Consider the following 25,063-nt stretch of genomic DNA (forward strand, 5'->3'; position numbering starts at 1 on the left):
TATGCAACGCTTGCAATTAGACAATGTAGTTAAGATTTATGCGGATAAAACGGCAGTAAACCGGATTTCGCTTCAGGTTGAGGAAGGTGAAATCTACGGACTGCTTGGCGCGAACGGCGCCGGCAAAACAACCACCATGCGGATGGTGCTTGGGTTGATCTACCCGGATGACGGAACGATTCTATATAACGGAAAGCCGTATAACAAAGAACTGCGTCACATTATGGGTTACTTGCCGGAAGAGCGCGGGTTATACCCGAAAGTGAAAGTCAGCGAGCAGATTTCCTACTTGGCACAGCTGCGGGGCATGTCCGCGAAAGACGCGGATAAGAGTCTGAAATATTGGCTGGAACGGTTTGAAGTACCTGACTATTATGATAAGAAGATTGAAGAACTGTCTAAGGGTAATCAGCAAAAAATGGGCTTTATTGCAGCGGTTGTTCATGACCCGCAAATTCTGATTTTGGACGAAGCCTTCAGCGGTCTGGATCCGGTGAACGTCGAACTTCTGAAATCAACGGTAAAAGAACTACGCGACAAAGGCACGAGCATTCTGTTCTCCACCCACAGGATGGAACATGTCGAGGAGTTGTGTAAGAACATTACCATTCTGCATCGCTCCAATACGGTAGTGAAGGGGAACCTGAAGGATATCAAATCCAAGTATCCTCGAGAAGAGGTGGTGCTCGGTACGTCCGGTGAAGTCCGTGGTCTTGAAGCCCTGCCAGGCGTAACGGCTGTGGAGCGGACAGAGGACGGCTACTCCATCCGGATCAGCCAGGTTGATGCAGCGCAAGAGATTTTGAATACAGCCATGTCGCAAAGCACGATCCATCGGTTTGAAGTGAAGGAGCCGACACTCAATCAAATCTTCATAAAGGCGGTAGGTGAATCCAATGAATAATATGTGGACTGTTATCCGATTTACGTTCATGAATAAAGTAAGAACGAAGTCCTTTCTTGTTTCGACCTTGATATTTGCACTCATTATTACCATCGGGATCAATCTTCCTTTTCTGATTCAAATGTTTACCGGAGATAAGGCGGGCTCCGAAGAAACCACCCGCATCGGACTGGTTTACGGACAGGAGCAAATGCTTGCCGAACAACTGGAAACCACTTGGAGTAATCTGCCGTCAACTTCCTATGAATTTGTAAAATATGAAACGGCTGATGAAGCCGCTCTGAATAAAGACATTAAAGATGGCGTTATCGAAGGTTATCTGAAATTTGAAGCAAAAGAAGGCAATGCGTTCCCGACGGTGGTCTACAGCTCTGAAGACGAGGCCATGAGTCCGGAACTGCAATCCAACCTGCAAGCAGCTCTGCAAGTGGCGAAGACGCGCAGCATTGTAGACGGACTTAATTTGTCCGATGCGCAGATCAATGAGCTGAATACGCCTGTTCAGATTGATGCTCGGGGTATCAATCCTACAGAAACGGGTAACGCGGGCGGAGCTTCCGGAGAGAAGGAAGGGGCTTCCGAGGTTATTAACTACATTGTCGTGTATGCACTGATTATTCTCTTCTTCTTCACTTTGATGGGAACAGGTAACATGATCGCATCTGAAGTAACGACAGAGAAGAGCTCCCGCATCATGGAGATTTTGATTACAAGCGTATCTCCGCTGAGCCAAATGTTTGGTAAGGTTATTGGCATGTTCCTGCTGGGACTGTCGCAGATCGCGGCATTCGGTGTTGTAACCGCCGTGAACCTGATGCTGCCGCACAATATGGATACATTGAAGGATATGAATCTCGACCTGACGGCGATCGACCCGATGCTTCTGGTGTTCGGTTTAATCTTCTACATCCTTGGTTATTTCTTGTACGCGATGCTCTATGCGGCCATTGGTTCGATCGTCAGCCGTACCGAGGATTTGGGGCAGGCGGTTATGCCGATCACGATGCTGTCGCTGGTGGCATTCTATATCGCGATCTTTAGCTTAAGCGCTCCGAACTCGATGCTGATGAAGGTATCCAGCTATATTCCGTTTATCTCGCCGACCACGATTCTAGTTCGCATCGGACTTGGAGATATCCCATTGTGGGAGATCCTGCTCTCACTGGCGATCCTGATCGTATCCATCCTCGTCTTTGGCTGGTTGGCAGCGAAAATCTATCGTACCGGTGTCTTGATGTACGGCAAACGCCCTACGTTCAAGGAGCTTAGAAAAGCGATGAAAGCTTATAAGATGTAAGCACGAACTGTACAAGTGATTTTCAATTTTAATGGATGTCTTTAAATCTGATACTGATCCTTAATAGCGAGGTTGTTAAAATGACCAAAAGTACTAGCTCGAAATTATTAATGTTTTTAAGCGCTGCTGCAGTCGTAATTTTGTTCGGCTTCATGTTCAACACGGAAGGTTCTGCGCTAAAGGATGCCATGCAAGAAGGATTAATGGGAGCAGTTGCCGTGATCGCTGTAGCAGGCTTATGGGCTGCTGGAGCAAAGAAATAGAAGATATGGGGGGCGCCATACCGACAGCGGTATGGCGAACATAACCCCATAAATAAATAGTTTGATGCACGGCTATTCTTAATCGCACCCGATTACACCAACTTAAAGGAGATTACATAAATGAAAAATTGGAAAAAAATGATATTGTCACTCACGATTTCGGTAGGTTTGCTTGCTTCGGCAGTGCCTGCCATGGCTGCTCCACAGCAGCCAGCAGTAAAAGTGGATAACGAAGTAGTTAAATACTCGCTTGGCACACCGGTTATAGATAAGGGCACAACGCTCGTTCCGCTCAGAACAACGCTCCAGGCGATGGATGTGAAACTGACGGATGCTGCAGATGACACGATCCATGTGGTTGTGGACGGCAAAACCATTACGCTGAAAAGCAAACTGAAACAAATCAATGGCGTAACGTATGCGCCAATTCGGGTTGTTGGGGACGCTGCGGGTTATAAGGTTAGCTGGGATGCGAAAACTCGCACCGTTGTGCTGGTTTCCAAAGAAACGGAGGTCGCTCAAACAGGTGGCCGCGGCTTCATGTGGGAAGTGGAGAGCAACGGGAATACCGTTTATCTGGTAGGCTCCATGCACATCGCGGATGACAGCTTCTACCCGCTGCGTCCGGAGTTTGAGGAAGCCTTTGCCGAAGCGGACCATCTCGGTGTCGAGGTTGATGTCAGCAAAGCAGCTGACGAAGCTCAGCAGCAGCTGATCATGGATATGGGGATGTATAAAGATGGAACAACACTCAAGGATCATGTGACCAGCGAGACGTACGCCAAACTCGGCAAAATCCTGACGGAGAGCGGCATGCAGCCGAATGCCTTAGATGCATTCAAGCCTTGGGTAGCGGAATCCACGATCAGCAGCTTGAAAGCAGTGAAGGCTGGATACGAAGCGGCTGCAGGAATCGATCTGTATTTCGTCCAGAAAGCGATCGAGCGCAAAATTCCGGTGATCGAGCTGGAATCCTACGAATTGCAGCTGGGCATGTTCAATGGCTTCTCTAAAGAGTTGCAGGAGAAGAATCTCAACATCGTCTTGGACAATTTCGATGTACTGGATGGCAGTGTCGAGCAATTAGGTGAAATGTGGAAGACGGGCAATGATGAGGAACTGCTGGAGTTCACCAACAGCATGGCCGTTGACGAGGAATACAATAAAGCGATGCTGATTGACCGAAACATCGGCATGGCCGAGAAAATCGACGGATACCTGAAAAACGGCAAAAATGAAGAGTACTTCATCGTGGTTGGCGCAGCCCACTATCTGGGTGAGCATGGCATCGTGAAGCTGCTGCAGGATAAAGGCTATACTGTCGTTCGCAAATAGATAGCCGCAGGGTTGTAGTCTTCGGGGAAATGAAAACCTTCCAATGATCGTTATTCGATCATTGGAAGGTTTTTTAATTGTGAAACAGGAAGCATGCCGAATCTGTATCTATGCCCATCGTAGAGGGCGTGGGCCAGTGTTCAAAGGAATAAAGTATAAGAAGGAGGTGTGAGTAATGGTTATAAAGGAGACAGAATAAAGACTAGTCTAAAAAAGGAAGATAATAATCTTAGGTAGAATTAATCAGTGATACATATTACTTTAAAAAGGACAGATAAATAAATATGAAATCTATTCGAACGGGGAATTATGAGTTGCCTCAAACAATGGTTATGTTGCGTGAACTGGAAGAAGAAATTGAAGCAGAGACAGGAAAAGTATTTGCTGACTTAGTTGGATTAAGTTTTTCCTATTTTCCGGAAGAAAATAATTATTTTTCTTATGCTAGCGCACCTATTGATATGGTGTTAATGACGTTCACCAGTGTTGATAGCTACTGTGGATTCATTACGGAGTTTAGCACGATTGATGATCTTGAAAATGCACCCATTGTACTTTTTGAACCACTGCGTATTGGTGATACAGAATATAGCGCTAAAATAATCGCTAATAACATAAGGGATTTTCTAAGATTGCTTATCACGGTTAAAAACATTTTCAGCCTCGACCAGGAAGATGATGAGAAGCATGAAGAGCAAACCGCGGAGGAAGAATTTTTTTATAAAAGGATTGAAGAAAGATTCGATCTTAAACCATTCGAAAGCGTTCAACAGTATAAACAAAAACTTATGCAGATTCGTTCACGAAAGGTTGCAATCATAACTAAAAATGGAATCGGTGTTAAGGGAATTAGCAATGAAAATTCTCATGGAGCTTTTGAACTTAATGACAAATCGGATAACATATTAATTGAGGTTAAACGTTTCTTTGAAAGTGCATCCTTAGAGAGTAAACTTGCCTGTATTCGTGATCTTCAGGAACAAGTATCGCTTGAGCATGGGCTTGATTTACTAAACTTTCTAATTGATGAAATGACCAAACTGGGTTTCATGAATGAGGTCAAAAAATTGAGTACATTTACTGTTTAAATTACTAATAGCAGCTTCCATCAAACGTTAATGCAATCTATCGTACCGTCCCGAAAGGGGCGGTGCTTTTGTTAAATTAGCTTCGCGGCCAGGCCTCGTACATGTATACTAGTGTTAAGTTTTGTAAACGTACGGAAAATATGCCGCAAGGAGTATAAACAATGAAGGTTAGTATATTTGACGTAGCAAAAAAATCAGGACTGTCCGTCGTGACCGTTTCACGTGTCTTAAATGGTGCTGAATCCGTTCGAGAGAAGAACAGACTAAAGGTTCTGGAAGCCATCAAGGAGCTTGATTACCGTCCCAATGCCGCTGCCCGGAGTTTAGCACGGGGTAAGACAGGAATCGTTGGGTTGATCGTAACTACCCTTCAGGACTCTTTCTTCGACGCTGTGGTCAAGGAGCTGAATGAGGTGCTGGCACTGCACGGTTATTTCCTGGCCATTTCGGTCTCTGCGGGTATAGGCTCCGACGAGGCCCATTATCTGATTCAGGAAGACCGCGTGGACGGACTGATTCTGCTCTCGCCGCTAGAAGAAGACAACTATATCGTGGAAATGAAACGCCGAAATATCCCTTATGTCCTGATAGACAACCAGAAGCCGGATAATGACGCTAATTCCGTCACCATAGACAACTACAAAGGGGGCTATACCGCAACGAAGCACCTGCTCGATCACGGCCATACCTCCATTGCGCATATCAGCGGGCAGGATATGTTCCGCAGCACGAGGGAACGTCGCAGCGGCTTTCTGCAGGCGCTTGAGGAAAAGCGCCTGGCGCCGTTCGAAATGATTACGGGCGATTTCGAAATCGACTTTGGCTATGATGTCTGCCGCAAATGGCTGCGGGAAGGACGACTTCCTACCGCCGTATTCGCAGGCGATGACAATATCGCGCTCGGGGTCCTGAACGCTCTTTTGGAAGAAGGCATCCGGGTTCCGGAACAGGTAGCCATTGTCGGCTATGACGATCAGTATATCTCATCCAAGCTGCGCCCCCATTTGACAACGGTCCGGCAGCCTGCTGACCGGATTGGGCTTGCCGCAGCGGATATGCTGCTGAAGCGCATGGATGGAACGATGGAATGCGGGGGCAATGTTCGAATTGACCCTGAGCTCATCGTGAGAGACTCTACGGTTAGACCTGTGCAAGACACCCTGAATAAACAGTAATACATCCTTATATAGGAATAACGAAGAGTGCCTGGTCCCCGAATTAACGGGGACTTTTCTTTTTTATCGACTGTATAAATAGATGAGCATGAATGGTTGACGACAAACCATAATGCATTCGTAAGCCGTCGGCCCGCTTACGCCCAGCAGCTTCAAATACCATACATCGGTTAATAGAACAATGACTCGATAGAGTGATTTTCTTGTTTTTCACCGAGTTGTCGGAAAGATTCGATTGTTTATTGAACGAGAGGCTTTCGTGATTCATTTGTGATATTCCTTCGTTATAATAACGTTTAAATATCGGGTATGTACTTATTAGGGTTAATCCCGACAAACGAATGAACAGGGTTTGAAAGGAGGCAGGATCTCGTGGTTATAGATACGGTGCTGTGGAGCAAATGGCTGACGGGGTTAACCTTGGCGTTTCATGTCATTTTTGCCACGGTTGGCGTCGGTGTTCCGTTAATGATTGCCATTGCGGAGTTCGTTGGAATACGTAAGAAGGATCCTCATTACATGCTCATGGCCAAAAGGTGGACACGAGGATTCGTTATTTCGGTGGCGGTTGGTGTAGTGACTGGAACAGCGATTTCCCTGCTGCTTGCGCTTGTATGGCCGAACTTTATGCAAGTGGCGGGGAATGTCATCGCGCTTCCGTTATTTATGGAGGTTTTTGCATTCTTTTTTGAAGCCATATTTCTGGGGATTTATATGTACACCTGGGATCGGTTCCGCAATCCGTATACGCATTGGCTGCTGACGATTCCGATTGTTGCCGGGGCAGGCATGTCCGCAATTTTTATTACGACGGTGAACGGATTCATGAATCAGCCTGGAGGCTTTGTCATGGAGGCAGGCCACTTTACGGCGGTTAACCCGCTGCAAGCGATGATGAATACGGCGACGCCTTCAAAAGTATTCCATGTACTAACCTCGGCCTATTTAACGGGCGCTGCCCTGCTGGCGGGTATCGCAGCCTACGTTATTCTGAGAAAAGGGGCCTCGGCATATTACACAAAAGCATTGAAACTTATGATGGGGGTTGTTCTGGTGTTCAGCGTGCTGACAACCTTAGCCGGGGATATGTCGGCCAAGTTTCTGGCAGAGCATCAACCGGAGAAGCTGGCCGCCGCAGAATGGCATTTTGAAACGGAAAGCGGTGCAGATCTGATATTATTGGGCTGGCTTAATGCGGAGCAGAAGGTCATGGGAGCCATTCATATTCCGAAAGCGCTCAGCTTCCTGGCCTTTGGAGACTTTGATGCCGAGGTAAAAGGGCTGGAGGAGTTTCCGCTGGATGAAAGACCGCCGCTGCTTGTCCACTATTTGTTTGATTTCATGGCCGGGATCGGTTTTGTTCTGTTGGCCGTTGCGTTCCTGTATTTCCTGTTTTTGTTCTGGAAGAGACGCAATGAGCTCAACAAGTGGCTGCTTCGGGTCATTGTTTTTAGTGCACCTCTTGCATTTTTGGGCGTTGAAATGGGCTGGTTCTATGCGGAGCTCGGGCGGCAGCCGTGGATAATCCGCGGATATATGCGCGTAGAGGAGGCAGCTACGACTTCACCGAATGTGAGAATTCTCTTTTTCCTCTTCCTGCTGCTGTATATTGTGCTGGGGACCATGTGTGTCTTTGTACTGAGACGGTTGTTCCGTAATAAACCGGCGGAAGCCGAGCTGGACGAGATTGTGAAAGAGAAACACTCCACGGGAAAGGGTGAGCCGGTATGATCGATTACGAGTTGATAGGCATCTCCGTCCTTTGGCTGTTTTTATACGGCTATTTAATTATAGCCTCCATTGATTTCGGCGCTGGTTTTTTTGCCTTCTATGCCCGTTTGACGAAGCAGGACCACCTGATCAATCGATTGATATCCCGTTATTTATCGCCGGTCTGGGAAATTACCAATGTGTTTTTTGTCTTTTTCTTTATCGGCATCGTCGGGTTTTTCCCGGACACGGCCTATTATTATGGCTCTGCGCTGCTTATACCGGGAAGCATCGCCATTATTCTGCTGGCAATCCGCGGCTCCTTTTATGCGTTTGAAAATTACGGCTCCAAAGAAAACATCGTGTATCTGTTTTTATACGGGGCCACAGGTTTGCTGATTCCGGCTTCCTTGTCGGTCGCATTAACGCTATCCGAAGGCGGTTTTATTGTGGATAGAGGCGGGGCTGTTTCTTTGGAATATTGGACGCTCATAACCAGTCCGTTGTCGTGGAGCATCGTTGCATTGGCCATCGTATCGGTGCTGTTCATAAGCGGATCGTTCCTGGCCTTTTACGCCTCACGGGCGGACGATCAGCCAGCGCTAAAGCTGGTGCGCACATATGCCCTGTTTTGGAGTACGCCAACCATTATTGCCGCGCTCACGGCATTTATTTTCCTCAGTCAGCATAATGAGCGGCATTTTCAAAACATGATGGATTTATGGTGGCTGCTGGCGCTTTCCGTCGGTTTTTTCATGGCAGCCATATGGCTGCTGTACAAAGGACGCCGCTACGGACTGGCTTTTATTTGTGTCATGCTGCAATTCTTCTGTGCATTTTTTGCATACGGCATCGGGCAGTATCCTTATATTCTGGATCCGTACATTACCATTCAGAGCGGGGCCACGCATGAGTCGATGGGCGCTGCGCTTGTGGCAGCCTTTATCGGCGGCCTATGCCTGCTGATTCCGTCCCTTATACTAGTCTTCAAGCTCTTTCTGTTTGATGCGGATTATGTAAAAGGCAAAAAATAATCGGGGCTTGGGTATCTTTATGTAAGGGTACTTGCATCGGTTTAGTATAAAGGAGGGGAGTTTATTTGAAGGGGAAAACCAGTCTGCTGTCCCAGCAAATGTCTGCACAAAGGAAACGGTTGATACTCTTGGGGTTCATGTCGCTTGCGCTCGGTGCTGCCATGACAGGCCAGGCCGCACTGCTCGCCGAAGCGGTTCAGCGGATTTTTGTGCAGCGGGCTTCCTTTTCGTCGGTAGCTGCCATACTTGGCGCATTGCTGGCCGTGATGGCTGCGCGGACGCTGCTGTCTTATGGAAACGGGATCATCGGCTTGCACATGGCTGCCAGCGCCAAGACGGAGATGCGAGCAGCGGTGCTGCAAAAGCTGACTAACGCTTCCGTAGCTTCAACGCTTCATGGACAAACGGGCGGAAAAGTCAGTGTAGCACTGGATGCCGTGGACGAGGCGGACAGTTATTTCAGCCAATATATGCCGCGTATGATAGAAGCCGCCATCATTCCTGTCCTGATTCTGGTGGTTGTTTTTACGGAGCATATGAACTCCGGCTTGATTATGCTGGTTACCGCTCCCTTTATCCCGATATTTATGGTGCTTGTGGGTCTGAAAACGAAGAACAAATCAGAGGAGAAATTCGCACAGCTGGCCGAGTTTTCCGGTACGTTTCTCGACTCTCTTCAAGGGCTGGTTTCGCTCAAGCTGTTTGGACGGACGAATCATCAGCAGCAGGAAATTGAACGCAGCAGCCTTGGCTACCGGGATGCAACGATGGGCATTTTACGGATTGCGTTTACCAACACCTTCATGCTGGAATCCATCGTCATGCTTAGCATTGGCGTTGTCGCGCTTGAGCTGGCGCTGCAGCTGCTGGTTTTCAAGTCGCTTTCCTTCCACACCGCCTTTTTGATTCTGCTGCTGGTGCCCGAGTTTTACAGCCTGTTAAAAAACACCGGAACTGCCTTTCACAGCGGTCGTACCAGCATGGGGGCTGTCCGAAAAGTAGAGGAGATGCTTACGGAAACAAGGGAAGCAGGAGCAGTGACAGATCGGAAAGAGGAGGCCGGGAAAAAGGACAAAACACACCAGGTCGATCCGATGGATATGACGGATAAGTCTGGGACAGCCGATTTAGGTTTGATTCGGATGCCGCCGACCATCGAACTGAGGGATGTCCGGTTTCGGTATGGGACGGATTCGTTCGAGCTTGCTGCCGGCTCCATGTCGTTTGGGCCAGGGGAGCAAATCGCCATCGTCGGTAAAAGCGGATCCGGCAAAACCACTTTGCTGCATCTCATTGCAGGGCTGCTTGCGCCAACGTCGGGAGAAGTGCTGGTGAACGGACGTCCGCTTGCGCATTACGATGAGGCTTCATGGTTTGAACATGTCAGCTACATTACCCAGCATCCGTATATTTTTGCCGGCACGTTTGCTGACAATATTGCGATTGGCGCGGGCAGGGACGTCACCAGGGAAGAAGTCGTGCAGGCGGCGGAGGCCGCCGGACTTGCTGCGGTTGCAGCCGCGTTGGAGCAGGGCTACGACACCTTTGTCGGCGAAGGAGGCCGGGGATTGTCAGGCGGAGAGAAGCAAAGGCTGGCGCTGGCCCGTGCTTTTTTGAAGCGGCCTTCTGTTATATTGTTTGATGAGCCCACCGTCGGATTGGACCTGCACACCGAACGTGTTCTGCAGCGGTCCATTGCCGAGCTTGCAAGCAAGGCGACCATGATTACTGTGGCGCACCGCTTGTACACGATACGGCATGCCGACCGGATATTGTTTATGGACAACGGAGCGCTGCTGGACAGCGGGCGCCACGATGAGCTGCTAGCGCGTCTGCCCCAATATGCTGACATGGTGGATGCGCAGCGGAAAGGGGGACTCGCATGAATGAGCTGGCTATTTTAACCAAGGCGATGATTCAGGAACGGAAGGATATTGCCATCGCCATCCTCGGAGGATTCGTTGCCGGCATTGCAGGTGTATGCCTTTTTGCCGCAAGCGGGTATGTGATCTCCCAGACTGTATTTGCTCCGCCGCTTTATACCTTGATTGTGCTGACGTCCCTGGTAAAAATACTGGGTCTGCTGCGGGCGGCAAGCCGCTACGCGGAACGCTTGTATTCCCATCGGGCGACATTCTCTCTGCTCAGCCGTTTGCGGACATCCTTTTTTGCCAAGCTGGTTCCTTTGACGCCAGGGATATTGGGTAAAAAGCGGAGCGGAGAGCTGCTCGCACGGATCGTTGGGGATGTGGAGAGTTTACAGCATTACTTTTTGCGCGTCGCCTATCCGCCTGTCATTGTTGTTATGGTGTTTCTGGCTACGGTTTTGTTTACTTCCGCCTTTTCATTCTGGATTGCCTGTTTGTTTGTGCTGGGGATGCTGGCAACGGCTTTTGTGGTTCCCGGACTTGTTCTCCTTGGACAGAGAAGGATACATGGCCGCGTACGCCAAGAACGAGCGGCGCTTTCCACAGAAGTGACCGAGCTGCTATACGGATTCCGCGATTTGAAAGTATACGGGCAATTGAATAAGCGGGAGCGGCAGCTGCAGCGTACCTCCGCCGCATTGGCAGCGGAACAGCAAGCGGCAGCCCGGCATTTGCTGCGCGGGCAATCGCTGCATGTTTTTGTAACGTATCTGATTTCATGGGGCGTGCTGATTCTTGGCGCCTACTTAATTATGGATGGCTCGCTTGCCGGCGTATTTCTAGCCATGCTGGTCATGGCTTCGCTTACGGTGTTTGAAGAAGCTGCGCCAATGGCCACACTGCCTGCTTATAAGCTGGATAGCGAACATGCGGCAGCTCGGCTTGCGGAAACGGTTCACGCCCTAGATAAGCAGCCGCCGCAGCCAAGCGGTGTCCTGCCTATCGAGAAAGCCGTTTCCATTGAGCTGAGCGGTGTTTCCTTTCAATATGAAGATGAATGGCGCCCAGCGCTGAAAGACATATCCCTCTACTTACCACCGGGATCTAAAACGGCCATTGTCGGTCCGAGCGGATCAGGGAAAACCACCCTCATCGAATTGCTGCTCAAGCTGCGCACGCCGACTGACGGCCAGATTCGTTTAAATGATACTTCGGTTATGGAACTGGATGAAGCGAGCATTTGGCAAGCCTCAAAGGTTGTGCTGCAGCACAGTCATTTCTTTCGGGGCACCATTCGGGACAACCTGCTGCTGAACGAGGAACATCATTCCGATCAAGCGTTGTCGGATATACTGGATAAAGTGCAGCTGCCGAATAAGTCCCTGGACGATAGGGTGTATGAAAAGGGGGAGAACTTATCGGAGGGAGAGAAGCAGCGCTTAGCCTTGGCCCGGGCGATGCTCCGAGAAGGACGGTTATGGCTGCTGGACGAACCGACGTCTTCACTGGATTACGTTACGGAGCAGCGTGTTTTTCGGCAGCTGCTGGCGCAAGCGGCTAATGATACGCTTGTTCTGATTTGCCATCGGCTGACCGGCTTGGAAGAGATGGACCGGATTTTGGTCATGGACCAAGGCAGGGTTATTGAAGCGGGCACGTATTCAGAGCTGATGGAGCAGCAGGGATATTTTTATGAAATGAAACAAATTGAGCTGCAAATGATCGGCGAAGACGGATAAAACGAATGTGTTCGCTGGAAACGCTCGTCAGGTCATGACTGGGAGATTGCGCAGCAATTCACTTAGAGATCATGTTTGCTCATTCAACTCCCTGACGAGTTGGGCAAACTCTACAGCAATAGAATGGCGGCACCGATCATGGGGGTGAGGACCATGCAGGTTTTCAGCCAGACAACGGGTACCCGCTTCGTAAACTTTGCCCCCACATACGAGCCGGACATCGTACCGATCACAACAGCGGCGAGCAGTTGAACATCCAGGTACCCGATCGAGAAGTACCCGGCTCCTCCTGCCAGTGCGATTGGCATAATGACCAGCATGGTCGTGCCGGCGGCAACACGCATCGACATGCCGAGAATCAGCATAAGCCCTAACTGGATGAACGGGGTGGAGCCGATTCCGAACAGCCCCGATAAGGCGCCGGTTATGAGTCCGATTAGCAGTGCCTGCAGCCAGTATCGGAAGTCATGGATGCCGGGTGTCACAGAGTCCCCGGAAGTCTTCGATCGACGTGAAACGTACAGCATCCTGAACCATAAGGCTAGTCCAGAGGCGAACAGCATACCGGATGTCATGAAGCCCAGCTTATCCTCGGGAATAAGCGAGGACCAGCCCGAGCTGACCCATGCCCCTGCCGCACCGGCCAAGCCGACGACGCCCCCTGTCTTCAGTGCCATGTTCCCTTCCCGGTAATGGCTGACAGAACCGGAAAGCGACGAGAAGAACATCGCCGCCAGTGCGGTACCCAGCGCGGTATGAATGGGATAACCGAATACGACGGTTAGGATGGATATAATGAAACCTGAGCCGCCTGCACCCACAAAACCGAGAAGGAGTCCGAGCAGCACCATAACGAGGGCGATATCGACCAACTGCATCAGACCATCCTCCAAACCTGATGAGGAACGCCGATCCCGGCCGGAACCGGCAGGTCATCGCGAACGCAGCTAATCTTGTCCAGAACCATGGTGGCGTGTCCGCTTCCATAGACGGGCCAAGCCGGCAGCGCATGGATATTCGGATCTCCGCTTTGTATAAATGCAACCCATGCTTCCCGCATGGCGGTTGCCAGTGCATAACTCTCAGCTGCTACAGCATATGGATCCTCATTGCTGGACATTTCGGACATGGGATTGCGGATTAACTGAGCATGGATGAGACTGCCTTCATAACCGTGTATCGCGCCGAGCGTGCCGCCGCATTGAAGCCGATACATCCATACCGATGTTCCGGACGATGTCACGGCTTCTGCAAACTGCATCGCTCCGATCGTATATAGATGCTCGGTTAACGTTTTGTTCCAGGCATCACTCGATGACATCGATTGGTTATAGCGACCATAAGCATCCCACACGACAGGGGCATTCGCTCCGAAGAATCGTTCAAGCGTCTCGAAGGCCGGTGATTGAAGCACGGGATCATCCTGAATGAAGATGGCTGCTTCATCCTCATTCGTGCCGATCAGCAGCGGCGGCAGACCGATGCTGCCGGTTAGGCTCCCCAGGGGATCAACGGGGATAACATGGCCATCGGATACCGGGCCGAACATATGCAGGCTGCGCGAGGTATTGGAGCCGATCGTTGACTGCGCTTCGATGATTCTCTCCGCAGGAAGTTCAAGCAGCTGATGCGCCTGCGCTTGCGATAACCCCAGCTCTTCTAGCAGCCGGAGAGTCGTGACATTGGCGGTTTGGCAATCCCGTATCGACTGCGTTGCGCCGCTTTGGGCTATAGCCCGTTGAAATAAGCCCTGTGCCGCTTCCATCACGTAAAGTGCGGTCGTGCATTTGGCCCCGGCAGAATTGCCGATGACGGTTACGCGCGACGGGTCGCCGCCGAAAGCGGTAATATTCAACTGAACCCATTGGAGGGCGGCCGCAATATCCAGCATGCCATTGTTACCGGAGGTTGCATATTCTTTGCCCAGCAGGTCTCCCAAATACAAGAAACCTAATGCGCCGAGCCGATAATTGATCGATACGTAGACGATTCCATCCTCGGCTGCATAGCGAAATCCGTCGCACTCCGCTCCATTGCCCGATATGAATCCCCCGCCATGGATATAGACCATGACAGGCTTTAACTTATCGCCTGCGCCTGGTGTCCACACATTCAAGTTTAGGCAATCTTCGGACTGTACAAGCTTCGGCATGCCGCTTTGCGGATTATGCTTCTGCGGTGCGATAGGTCCGAATGGCTTGCACGGCCTCACGCCCGGCCAGGGTTGCGGAGGGACCGGAGGCTTGAATCTGCGCTTGCCGACTGGCGGGGCCGCATAGGGGATGCCCCGGAATACATACGCACCGTTTAAATTTTCGCCTTCAACTGTTCCTGATAATGTCTGTACGATCAATTCGATCGTCTCCTATCCTTACAAGATGAGATTATTATATCTTGTTTGTTTAATGAGCCCTAATATATATTAGATTATATTAATTATAACTTGGGAGTTATGTATTGTAGAAAGTGGGGATCAGTATGGAACTGTTGCAATTAAAATATTTTCAGACTGCCGCCCGAATGCAGCATATGACAAAGGCAGCCCATAGCCTGCATATATCGCAGCCGGCATTAAGCAAAATGATCGCGTCGCTTGAAGCCGAGCTGGGAACCAAGCTGTTCGAACGGGAGCATAAAACGATACGGCTGAACGAGCACGGCAAGCTGTTTCTTCGCCAAGTGGATATCGCGCTGCAAGCACTGGAAGACGGAAAGCTGCAGCTGCAGGATGCTAATGGCTGCGTCTCCGCCGTTATCACGCTTGATGTTCGCGTCTCCTCACATTTACTGCCGGATCTACTGGCCGATTTTCGCAAAGAATGGCCGCATGCAGAGTTTCAATTGCAGCAGCATGTTTCGTCATTCGAAGATATGCCGAGCTTCGATCTGTGCCTATCCGATGGCGCAACACCACCAAAGGGAACAGCGTCGGTCTGCTTGCTCGAAGAGGAGATCGTGGTTGCCGTTCCCGCCGAGCACCCACTCGCGGATCGAGACCGTGTAAGCTTGGAGGAGCTCAAGGATGAGAGCTTCATTACCCTGCCTCCGGGTAAATCGCTGCGGGAAACAACCGATGCGTTCTGCCGTCTTGCCGGGTTTACTCCCCGCATCCGATTCGAGAGCGATGATCCCGCCACCGTCCGCGGTCTCATTCGAGCCGGTCAGGGCGTCGCCTTCCTGCCGGTGGTGACATGGGGCGGGTCAACCGGACCTGATGTCGTCCAGCTCCGGCTCGAAGAAAGCTGGTGCAAACGCTCCATCTCCTTGTCTTGGCCCAAGGACCGATACCTCATGCATACGGCGGTGCTGTTTCGGGATTTTGCCATTCGGTACTTTGCTCGGCTGGCCGAATCGCACCGGCAGGACATCGCTCGGAGCGGATTCTAGCTTGTTCGGCTTATCAATGAGGAAGTTAATGTGATTTCGAAAGCGAAAAGGAGCGTCTCAAGTGGAAACCAAGCAGCCTCCCAGGCTAACCAATGAAGAGTACCGATTACAGCCCCACGCGCCTGTTCAAGTATTTCACGGCGTTCATCCGGGGAGAATCCAGCTGCACTGGCATGAATTTTACGAGCTGAGTTATGTGGTTTCCGGAAAAGGCGAGCACAGGCTCAACGGTTCCTCGTATCCGCTCTCTTCGGGGACCATCTTCTTGCTGACGCCTGCCGATTTTCATGAGCTGGTTTCCTTGGAAGAGGAACCACTTGAAATATATAATCTCATTTTCACCGAAGCTATGATGGATGATAACGTCTACCATTGGTTATTCGGCGGGAAACTTCTGCTGCAAGCACAGCTTGAGGAGAAGCGGCTCCCGGTGGTGTTCGCCGACTATGAACGGATGAAGGAGGAGAACGGAGTCTGGCGGGAAGGCAGCGAGATCGCGATCCGGGCTACGCTTCAGCGGCTGTTGGTGGATCTGTATCGTGGCAGCGCCGCAAATCGGCTCCTGCCCGCGAACGGGACGAGAGATCGGCAGCTCAACTTAAACCTGCAAAGGGCCCTAATCTATATTCATCATCATTTCCGTGAGGATTTGAGATTGGAAGATGCAGCTAGCCAGGCCCAATACTCTGCTACTTATTTCAGCGAGTGCTTCTCCAAATCCGTGGGGCAGTCTTTTCAACGTTATCTGCAAAACGTCAGAATGCAATTCGCCGAATCGCTGCTTCAGGCATCCTCGCTGCCCGTTACCGAGATTTGTTACGCTTCCGGCTTTAATACATTGGGGCATTTTGAAAGGGTGTTTCGTCAGCGAAAGGGAATGTCCCCCCGCCAGTACCGCAACAAGGCAGAGAAAGCCGAAGATATGCAGCATTTATCCTAACGAATGCGCAGTATGGCCCTGACCCTCCGGGATATAATGACCACAGTTAACGAAATCCTTACTTGACTGGAGGTTATGATGATGACAACGCAAGCTCTTTCGAAGCAGGAGGTTGAGTTTTATAAGGAACATGGGTACTACCTGTACAAGAAGCCGCTCTTTAGTACCGAAAAAATGCAGGTTCTGACATCCATCTTTGAAGAGCAACTGGAGGAGAAGGGCAGCAAATTATCTGACGAGCTGGATACGCCGCATTTCCGTGACGAAAGGCTGCTCGACTTTCTGTTATCCGATGAGGTACTGGATCTGGTGGAACCCATCATCGGCCCGAATATCGGGTTGTGGTCCAGCCACTTTATCTGTAAAGATCCGCATGTGGGACGTGCAACGCCATGGCATGAAGATTCGGCCTACTGGAACGGCAGATTAAGCAGCTTCGACAAGATTATCACCGTATGGCTGGCGATTGACCGTAGCTGGAAGGAAAACGGATGCATGCGTGTCATTCCGGGTACGCACGATAGTGGTTTCTCGGATTATGAGGAAGTGGACCGGGCGAGCAATTTGTTTGACACCCAAATCAAGAGCGGTTCCATCGATGAGTCTCAAGCGGTTTACTTTGAGTTGGAAGCGGGAGAGTGCTCGCTTCACGATTCGCGGATCATTCATGGCGCGGAGCCGAATACAAGCCCGTACCGTCGCTGCGGGTACACCATGCGGTATTTCTCGACGGAAGCGCTGGTCTATCCGGATAAGAATCCTGGCTTTAAGGTGTGGCTGGCCCGCGGTAATAACATAGCCGGAACGAAATTCGTCAACGAATAACCTGGATGGGGATACCCCGGGCTGCCGATTTTGATTCGAAACTGAATGTGTCCTTAGTGCCCAGGTTAACCGAGTGGATGGCCAGGCGGATTTCGGAACGGAAGACACATAGAAAAAGAAACGATAACAAGCCGGACCATGAAGGTTCCGGCTTGTTATTCGTGCTTTGGAAAGCCAATCTTGTCCAATCCATCACACACGGCCGACAGCCATCCAACTTATTAGAATAAAACAATACCTGCAGCACCGGCCATGAGGAGAATCAACAGGGGGTGGAGTTTGTATTTCAGCAAGAGAAATAAACAGGCTCCGCAAATTAGCAGCGTAGGAATCAGGCCCTGTAGGAGCCCTTCCCCCTCATCGGGATACCCAAAGTGAATAGCTGCATATACAATGAGTCCTGTCGTTACGGGACGCAGACCGTATAGAGAAGATTGGACCCATGGATTGCTCCGCATGCGGTAGAAGAGGGCGGAGAGCAGCACGATGACGACCAGCGACGGCAGGATGATGCCCGCGGTGGAGACGGCGGCTCCGATATAGCCGGCGGACTGATAGCCAATCAGCGTAGCGGCATTGGTGGCGATCGAACCGGGCGCCATGCCGGCCAGCGCCACGGTTTGCTGGAATTCCGCAGCAGTCAGCAGCCCTTTTTCCGTTACCTCCTTCTGAATGACCGGGATTACCGCATAACCGCCGCCAAAGGACACAAGGCCTACACTTATGAACATTATGAACAAGTCCCAATACATTTCCTATCGCCCCGATTCGTCTCTCTCAAATGTAATATTCCAATTCCGGGCGGCTGTTGGGCGCAGCCTTCTTCTCCGTATTCGCTTGAAAGCCCAGCCGTTTTTTGATCGGAATGACGGCCATTCCGCATAGTAAGCTTAGAGCAATGAGATAGAGAGGGTGCACGCCTGTAAACAGCATCACCGATACGGTGGCAAGCGCGGTTATCGTTGTTGTCGCATCGAAGACGGCATGTTTGGCTATCCGGTAAGCAGCGACGGCGATTAACGCAATAACGGCGCCATGCATCCCCTTTAAAGCGGCTTCAACCTTGGGTTGATCCCGAAAAAAAACGGCGCCTACGCTGATCAGAATCACGATCAAAAACGTGGGGCATGTCACGCCAAGCACAGCCGAAACAGCCCCGGCAATACCGGCTTGCCGGTGGCCGATCATCGCGGCCGCATTCACGCCGACGCCGCCGGGAGCGGAACCGGCAAGCGAGATAAGCTCACCGATTTCCTCCTCGTTTACCCACTTTTTCTTGCTCACCACTTCGCGCTCAATAATAGGCAGCATTGCATACCCGCCTCCGAAGGTGGAGGGGCCGATGCAGCAGAAGGTCCAAAATAGCCGGGCCAGCAGCGTCAATTTTTTTTTCAGACTGCTAAAATATGCGTTTGTTCTTTTCATCAGGCGTGATGAATTCTCGGCATCGGCATCGGCTCCTTGCCAAGCTCGGCCCAGATGTATTTGAGCAGAAGCTCCGCCTTTAGCTGCTCGTACCCCGGTTCATCCCATAAATTGCGCAGCTCGCCGGGATCCGCTTCTAGGTCAAAGAGCTCGCCGTAGGTTTGATTGTAATAAACGGTGATCTTATAGCGCTGCTCGATGTACGTTTTTTGATGAATCGTCGAAGGCTCGTGCCGGAATTCGCAGAGAGCATGCTGCCGCGCTGTGTCCGCGTTACCGAGCCACACATCCTTTTGGTCGATGCCCGTCATCGCTGGCGGTATCGGTATATTGCAGAAGGATAAGAAGGTAGGGGCCAGGTCGACCAGGGACTGCATCGCATCTGTCCTTTTTCCGGCAGGCACCCGTCCTGGATATCGTGCAATGAATGGAAGCTTGATTAAATCCTCGTAATGGAACCCGCCCTTGGCTTGAAGGCCGTGCTGGCCGAAGAAATGTCCGTGATCGGTGGTGAAAACAACGATCGTATCCTCAGATAACCCCAGTTCATCCAGTTTATCGAGAATGCTGCCGATATATTTATCCATCATGCTGATCATGCCATAATACACGGCGACCAGCTTCTTCTTGTCATACTCCGTTAATCTGGATTTCGAGCCGTATTCGTAATAATGATGGGAGCGGTAGCCGTGAATGCCGAACCCGGTTTCAGCGAGATGCGAAAAATCCGGATTTTCTTCCTGCGTCAAGCGGAAATGCGGCGGATTGCGGTCATGCTCACCAGGCGTTAAGGATGGGATCGTGAGTTTTTCCGGATCATACATCGAATCCCATGGTTCCGGCACCAGGTATTCCGGGTGCGGGTCGAAGAAGCTCGCCCACATAAAGAAGGGGTCATCCGCCTTTTTATATTGCTCCAACAGAGAGGTGGTTCGCTCGGCGATCCAGGTATTGTAGTGGTATTGTTCCGGTATGGGCCATGTGTACGTTTGGGTAGGGTCCATAGTTCCCGTAGGGGGCAGGAAGTACTCCCGCCAATTGGCACATCCTTGCTCCTCCAGCCATAGGGCATAATGTTGTCCGACATGGGCCTCATTCGTATGGTTTCGGGCCAGCTCGACGTGATCGAATCCATAAAAAGGTCCGTTAAAATTCCGCCAATACTCCAAATCCTGAAGAATCGGGTAGGCCTCTACGGATGGGTAATCTTCCGTGGATTTTAACGGCTGGAAGTGCGCTTTTCCCACCAGTGCGGTTCGATAGCCTGCGTCTTGGAAGCTCTCTCCCACGGTATGGCGGTCTTCCAGCAGCTTTGTCCCCAGGGTCCATGCTCCATGCTGACTCGGGTACTGCCCTGTAATGATGGATGCCCGGCTCGGCGTGCAGGTGGGATTGGGGCAATACGCCCGATCGAACGTCGTTCCTTGACGCGCAAGGCGGTCCAGATTGGGCGTAGAGATTTCAGGCTGAAATGCTCCGATTGTATTCCAATGCTGCTGATCGCTTGTGATTAGCAAAATGTTAGGTCTTCTCGACAAGTGTAATCGCCTCCTAGTATGATGATATTGAAAATATCAGGTTATAAAAATAGCGGGGTGTTATATTTTTGTTGTCATTTTGTTATTCTTGATGGAAAAAATGAAGAAAAGAGGAGGAAGCCTTTTATGCAGGAATACGAATATGAGTATGCGGAGTTCATCTATTACACGCCTGGATATCTGGATAAAGAGGAACAGATCTGGCCTGTTCGGGCGGGACGAAGCATAGCCAAGCCCAATTACAGGGTCGGACCGAAACGAATCGAGTGTTACAGCCTGCATTTTGTACATGAAGGCATGGTACGGCTGGAGTTCGATGACAAACGAGTGGATCTGCAGAAGAATGATCTGTTCTGCCTGTTTCCGGGCCGGACCTATTATTATCACATGCTGCCTGCGGATACCTCGCTTCAGATGAGCTGGTTGGCAGTGGACGGGAACAGGGTCAAGCCATTGCTGGAGCTGGCTGGCTTATGTCCGGACAACCCGTTCGGCAAACAAATGATATCCACTAAGGTCAAGGAATCCTCCGAACGCGTGATTGATGTCCTGGCCGGAGTCGAACGCTGGAAACCGGCGGTATCGCTGGAGCTGCACGGCTTGATTTATGGACTGCTCGCCGGCATGGTCCCGGATATGGCCTCCGCGCAGCCGACGGAACTTGCGGGATGGATTCACGAGTGTTTGGATTATATGGAGCTGCATGCCACCGAGGGGATATCCGTACAGCAGGTTGCCGAATTCGCGGGGGTGCATCGGTCATACTTCTCCAACATGTTCACCCATCAGGTAGGAATGCCGCCGTTAAAATACCTTCAGCGTATTCGAATGGAAAAGGCAAAACGGTTGTTACAAGAAACGGACGCAACAATTACCGAGATTGCCTTGTCTCTCGGCTATCCGAATTTATATTCGTTCACCAGGGCTTTCAAGATCTATTATAAGGTGCCTCCCATAACCATGCGCGGAGCTCGATGTTGACCGTACGGACGGTATTTGCGTTTTTGTAAACGTTTACGATCTGGTTCTTCTGATCTGGAAAAAGGAGACACGCGTCATGAAATTCTCTACGATTCAAAGGTGGATATCACCGAGGCGAAGTATTCAGGGGAAAATCTTTATTGCGTTCAGTGCGGTAACGCTTGTGTCCATCGTCTCCATTACGGTCATCGTGTATATGAGCATGCGCGAGACGATCATGCAAAATGCGATCACCTCGGTTTCGGACAGCATCAGGCAGGCGGATGAATCGCTGAATATGATGCTGGAAGAGATCGACAGGCTGAACACCGTCGTGGTGACCAACAAAAACACGGTGATCGACACCCTGCTGAGCCCTCATGAAGAAATTAGTTATGAATGGTTTCAAGAGCAGAAACGGATCGATGAGTTTCTATCCGTTCTGATCGATTATAAGCCTTACATTTCTCGGATTGCCGTAGTCGGTTTAAACGGCAAGGTGTTTTTCTCAGGCGGTCCGTGGCTGGATAAGACGGTCTTGGGGACCGGAATGATGGATTATATGCTCCAGAATGGATCGCGTCACGCGTACTTCAAGCAGACCGGGGTGTCCGATGCCATCACGGTCGGGCGGGAGATTCGATATAACCGTGAACCGATCGGGGTTGTCATGGTGGATTTGAATTATGATTTCATCCAAAAAACATACGGCGTGAAGCCGACCACCGATAGCATGATCTACGTGCTGGACAAGCAGGGCGGGTTTGTCTATGAGGCTGAATCGGCACCGTCCTTTGCTCCTTCGTTCGAGAAGATCCTCAACATTCATGGGGAACTCGCAGGGGATGGGGACGCCATCAAGCAAGCCATTGACGGCAGGGACTATATCGTAGTCAGCCGCCAATCCGGTTATACGGGCTGGACCACCCTGGCTTTGATACCGATGGATTCGCTGCTTAGCGAATCAACAAAGCTCCGTAAACTGTTGGCGGAGGTATCGGTTATCGTCTTCATTGTAGTCCTGATCGGTTCGCTGCAGGTATCATCCCGAATTACCCTCAACATTCGGAGGTTGAAATCCTTAATGATGTTCGTGAAGGAAGGGAATCTGACGTTTCCGAGAAAGGAGATAACCAGCGAGGACGAGACCGGGCAGCTATACCGCGTCTTTGTCAGCATGGTGGAGGAATTGAAGCGACTGCTCGAAGGGATTCGGGTCAGCGAGAAGGAGAAGCGGGAGGCCGAATTGACGGCGCTACAGGCGCAAATTCATCCGCATTTTTTATACAACTCGCTTAACACCATCAAGTATTTGGCCAAGATGAACGGCGTGCCGAATATCGAAGAGGTGTCCGGATCGCTGATTGAGCTCATGCGCGGCGTTCTGGGCAATTCGAGCGAATATCTGACGGTGAGGGAGGAACTGGATTATGTTGAACGCTATATCTCGATCGTGAAGTACAGGTATATGGAGCCGATCCGGATGGTCACCCAGGTTGAGGACGATGCTTTGCTGGAATGCCGGGTGCTGAAGCTGATGCTGCAGCCCCTTGTGGAGAATGCCGTCATTCATGGTATCGGCGCGATGGAGCAGGAAGGACTCGTGCTGATACGGGTATGCGATGAGGGCAGCGACCTGAAGATTGAAGTGATCGACAATGGCAAGGGCATAACGGAAGGGCAAAGGGCGCGCCTGCTGAGCGAGACGGGCAAGAAGGGGGAAACCTCCCGTTTTAGCAGTATGGGCGTGCGGAGTGTGCATGAGCGGATCGTTCATATGTACGGCGATTCGTACGGCGTCAAGCTGTACAGTGAGCCGGGGCTATATACGAAGGCTGAGGTCCGGCTGCCGAAAAAAATGGAGAGTGCGGACAAATCCAGTGCGGATAAATCCCGACAAGAGGTGATATAAAGCCATGTTTCAAGTGCTGCTCGTTGATGATGAGCCATTGGTACGGCATGATCTGCGCACGTTATTGGACTGGAATGAGCATGGATTCGAGTTATGCGGCCAAGCGCATAATGGATTGATGGCCTTGGCCATGATTGAGCAGTCTCCTCCGCATATTGCAATTATTGACGTAAATATGCCCGAAATGAACGGCGTAGAGCTCAATCGGGCGATCCAGGAACGGTTTCCGTTCATTCAGACGATTATGCTCAGCAGCTATGATGATTATGATTACGTCAGGGAGTGCCTGAAGAACGGCTCCATCGATTATCTGTTGAAGCATCGGCTGGACGGTGCAGCGCTGGTTGCCTTGTTAAACAAAGCAGTCCTGGAAATACGGCAGGAAGATCGGCTGGAAGAACGCATAACTCATGAGGCCGTGGCCGAAAGGCTGAATCCCGCGCTGATCCGCGATTATATCGTGTACCTGGTTAGCGGACGGAAGGATGCAACCACGGAGATTAAGGCTTTCTCACAAAAAAACAGCCTGTACACCCACGCGTTAAGCTATGCGGCAGCGGCCGTGCAGATTGTTCCGTTCCTGCTGCTGACGGAGTCATACAGCGACGTGCAAACGAACCGCCTGGTTCAGCAGGCGGTCGATATGATGCAGCAGAGCTTGGGGGATATTCAGGAGCGGACGGCGGCTTACGTGGAGGATGGGCGGTTTGTTGTCGTGTTCGCGTTCAAGGAGCGGAGCGAACATGCCATAAAGAACGAGATCGCCGGACGGATGAGGAAGCTTCAACATGCGCTCGAGCTGTTCCTTAATTTAAAATGCATGGTCTCCGTCGGACATGTATGCACCAGCTTGTCACAACTCGGCTCAAGTTATAGCTCCGCTGAGCGGGTACTCGACGCTTCCACCATGGAGCCGTCCGGAAGCAATGCGGTTTCAAGGATGCCGGGGCGGGCCGGGGGACTTGCCGGCGGAAACGATCAGCGAGTATCTTTGACGATCGAGGAACACAAGCAGCTTCTGCTTTCAATTGAAAGGCTGGACATCGATGACGTGCACGGGTTAATCTCCTCCATCTTTGCTTCGATTCGCCATCTGCCGGTCCATTCGCATACAATCCAGATGATCGTCAGCGAGCTCATGTTAACCGGGGATAAGGCGTGGAAGACATGGATGCCATCTGCAGACGCCGTGAAGGAGAAGCTTCCTTCAAGAAGCGAGCTCGGAAGAATCGGCAGTGTCGGTGAACTGGTGCAATGGCTGCAATCCTACTATGCGGGTTTGCTCGGCCTGCTGAAGCAGCACCGTGCGGCGGGACCGTATTCACGACATGTCACACAGGCCGTTCATTTTATTCTGGAGAGGTATCCGGGTTATGTCACGCTGGAGCTGGCCGCGGGTGCCATCGGCCTGAACTCTTCTTATTTAAGCAGGATTTTCAAGGAAGAGACGCAGCGGACGTTCTCGGAGTATTTGAATCAGGTTCGAATCGACGCAGGGCGGAAGCTGCTGGAAAGCGGCAAATACTCGATCAAGGAAATCAGCAATCAAGTGGGTTTCACGACCCATAACTATTTTTTTAAAGTGTTCAAGGAAATAACGGGGGTAACCCCGCAGGAGTATTTGAACCGTTTGGGAAGAGGCTAGGCAAAAACCCTAGTATTC

21 protein-coding genes are annotated in these 25,063 nt (G+C 50.9%); 16 read left to right on the forward strand and 5 right to left on the reverse strand.

All coding sequences use genetic code 11. From position 1 onward, the window contains the following. Nucleotide 1 precedes the first annotated feature (1 nt). The 10 genes from MKX98_RS03900 (at nt 2) to cydC (ending at nt 12,413) form a co-directional block, all read left to right on the forward strand. Entirely contained in the window at nt 2-904 is a 903-nt protein-coding gene (locus tag MKX98_RS03900; RefSeq protein WP_216532620.1) for an ABC transporter ATP-binding protein, read from the forward strand. Then, nucleotides 897-2,201 (forward strand): ABC transporter permease, encoded by a 1,305-nt coding sequence (locus tag MKX98_RS03905; RefSeq protein WP_194540818.1) that lies wholly within the window; start codon nt 897-899, stop codon nt 2,199-2,201. The genes MKX98_RS03900 and MKX98_RS03905 overlap by 8 nt, the downstream gene beginning before the upstream one ends. A gap of 80 nt (nt 2,202-2,281) precedes the next feature. After that, entirely contained in the window at nt 2,282-2,464 is a 183-nt protein-coding gene (locus tag MKX98_RS03910) for a hypothetical protein (protein WP_071221967.1), read from the forward strand. A 120-nt stretch (nt 2,465-2,584) separates the two neighbouring features. Continuing rightward, entirely contained in the window at nt 2,585-3,799 is a 1,215-nt protein-coding gene (locus MKX98_RS03915) for a TraB/GumN family protein (RefSeq protein ID WP_339221509.1), read from the forward strand. A 284-nt stretch (nt 3,800-4,083) separates the two neighbouring features. Further along, a complete protein-coding gene (locus tag MKX98_RS03920; protein ID WP_339221510.1) occupies nt 4,084-4,887 on the forward strand; it encodes a hypothetical protein in 804 nt (267 codons plus the stop codon). Nucleotides 4,888-5,048: 161 nt separating this feature from the next. Further along, nucleotides 5,049-6,062 carry a LacI family DNA-binding transcriptional regulator gene (locus MKX98_RS03925; RefSeq protein WP_339221511.1) on the forward strand — a complete coding sequence of 338 codons (1,014 nt, stop codon included), beginning with the start codon at nt 5,049-5,051 and terminating at the stop codon, nt 6,060-6,062. Nucleotides 6,063-6,434: 372 nt separating this feature from the next. Then, on the forward strand, nt 6,435-7,793 hold the full coding sequence (locus MKX98_RS03930; protein WP_339221512.1) for a cytochrome ubiquinol oxidase subunit I: 1,359 nt from the start codon (nt 6,435-6,437) through the stop codon (nt 7,791-7,793). Then, on the forward strand, nt 7,790-8,806 hold the full coding sequence (locus tag MKX98_RS03935) for a cytochrome d ubiquinol oxidase subunit II (protein ID WP_194540823.1): 1,017 nt from the start codon (nt 7,790-7,792) through the stop codon (nt 8,804-8,806). Before MKX98_RS03930 ends, MKX98_RS03935 begins: the two co-directional genes overlap by 4 nt. A gap of 65 nt (nt 8,807-8,871) precedes the next feature. Next, on the forward strand, nt 8,872-10,692 hold the full coding sequence (gene cydD / locus MKX98_RS03940) for a thiol reductant ABC exporter subunit CydD (protein ID WP_339221514.1): 1,821 nt from the start codon (nt 8,872-8,874) through the stop codon (nt 10,690-10,692). Further along, complete coding sequence (cydC, locus tag MKX98_RS03945) at nt 10,689-12,413, forward strand: thiol reductant ABC exporter subunit CydC (protein ID WP_220686621.1); 1,725 nt, start codon at nt 10,689-10,691, stop codon at nt 12,411-12,413. Before cydD ends, cydC begins: the two co-directional genes overlap by 4 nt. A gap of 110 nt (nt 12,414-12,523) precedes the next feature. On the opposite strand, the gene MKX98_RS03950 is transcribed toward cydC, so the two are convergent. Both MKX98_RS03950 and MKX98_RS03955 read right to left on the reverse strand, forming a co-directional pair. Continuing rightward, nucleotides 12,524-13,291: a sulfite exporter TauE/SafE family protein gene (locus tag MKX98_RS03950; RefSeq protein ID WP_194540826.1), complete on the reverse strand. Its 768-nt coding sequence runs from the start codon at nt 13,289-13,291 to the stop codon at nt 12,524-12,526. Next, nucleotides 13,291-14,766: a carboxylesterase family protein gene (locus tag MKX98_RS03955; protein ID WP_220686620.1), complete on the reverse strand. Its 1,476-nt coding sequence runs from the start codon at nt 14,764-14,766 to the stop codon at nt 13,291-13,293. The genes MKX98_RS03950 and MKX98_RS03955 overlap by 1 nt, the downstream gene beginning before the upstream one ends. Nucleotides 14,767-14,891: 125 nt before the next feature. On the opposite strand from MKX98_RS03955, the gene MKX98_RS03960 reads away from it, so the two are divergent. From MKX98_RS03960 to MKX98_RS03970, 3 genes are all read left to right on the forward strand, one after another. After that, nucleotides 14,892-15,800, forward strand: a complete 909-nt coding sequence (locus MKX98_RS03960; RefSeq protein WP_220686619.1) for a LysR family transcriptional regulator — start codon at nt 14,892-14,894, stop codon at nt 15,798-15,800. Between the two features lie 61 nt (nt 15,801-15,861). After that, nucleotides 15,862-16,740 carry an AraC family transcriptional regulator gene (locus MKX98_RS03965; protein ID WP_220686618.1) on the forward strand — a complete coding sequence of 293 codons (879 nt, stop codon included), beginning with the start codon at nt 15,862-15,864 and terminating at the stop codon, nt 16,738-16,740. A gap of 78 nt (nt 16,741-16,818) precedes the next feature. Continuing rightward, entirely contained in the window at nt 16,819-17,565 is a 747-nt protein-coding gene (locus MKX98_RS03970; RefSeq protein WP_220686617.1) for a phytanoyl-CoA dioxygenase family protein, read from the forward strand. A gap of 221 nt (nt 17,566-17,786) precedes the next feature. On the opposite strand, the gene MKX98_RS03975 is transcribed toward MKX98_RS03970, so the two are convergent. From MKX98_RS03975 to MKX98_RS03985, 3 genes are read right to left on the reverse strand one after another with little or no spacing between them, the layout of a single operon-like run. Then, nucleotides 17,787-18,317 (reverse strand): chromate transporter, encoded by a 531-nt coding sequence (locus tag MKX98_RS03975; RefSeq protein ID WP_194540830.1) that lies wholly within the window; start codon nt 18,315-18,317, stop codon nt 17,787-17,789. Nucleotides 18,318-18,342: 25 nt separating this feature from the next. Then, entirely contained in the window at nt 18,343-18,990 is a 648-nt protein-coding gene (locus tag MKX98_RS03980; protein WP_220686615.1) for a chromate transporter, read from the reverse strand. Beyond that, nucleotides 18,990-20,528: a sulfatase-like hydrolase/transferase gene (locus MKX98_RS03985; RefSeq protein ID WP_339221516.1), complete on the reverse strand. Its 1,539-nt coding sequence runs from the start codon at nt 20,526-20,528 to the stop codon at nt 18,990-18,992. Before MKX98_RS03985 ends, MKX98_RS03980 begins: the two co-directional genes overlap by 1 nt. 126 nt (nt 20,529-20,654) lie before the next feature. Here MKX98_RS03985 and MKX98_RS03990 point away from each other — a divergent pair, with 126 nt between their 5' ends. From MKX98_RS03990 to MKX98_RS04000, 3 genes are all read left to right on the forward strand, one after another. Further along, entirely contained in the window at nt 20,655-21,509 is an 855-nt protein-coding gene (locus tag MKX98_RS03990) for an AraC family transcriptional regulator (protein WP_339221517.1), read from the forward strand. Between the two features lie 76 nt (nt 21,510-21,585). Then, a complete protein-coding gene (locus MKX98_RS03995) occupies nt 21,586-23,400 on the forward strand; it encodes a sensor histidine kinase (protein WP_339221519.1) in 1,815 nt (604 codons plus the stop codon). A 4-nt stretch (nt 23,401-23,404) separates the two neighbouring features. Beyond that, nucleotides 23,405-25,045, forward strand: coding sequence for a response regulator (locus tag MKX98_RS04000; protein WP_339221521.1), 1,641 nt, complete (start codon nt 23,405-23,407; stop codon nt 25,043-25,045). Nucleotides 25,046-25,063: the final 18 nt, after the last annotated feature.

This window comes from Paenibacillus sp. FSL W7-1332, assembly GCF_037969785.1.
Classification (GTDB): Bacteria; Bacillota; Bacilli; order Paenibacillales; family Paenibacillaceae; genus Paenibacillus_AQ.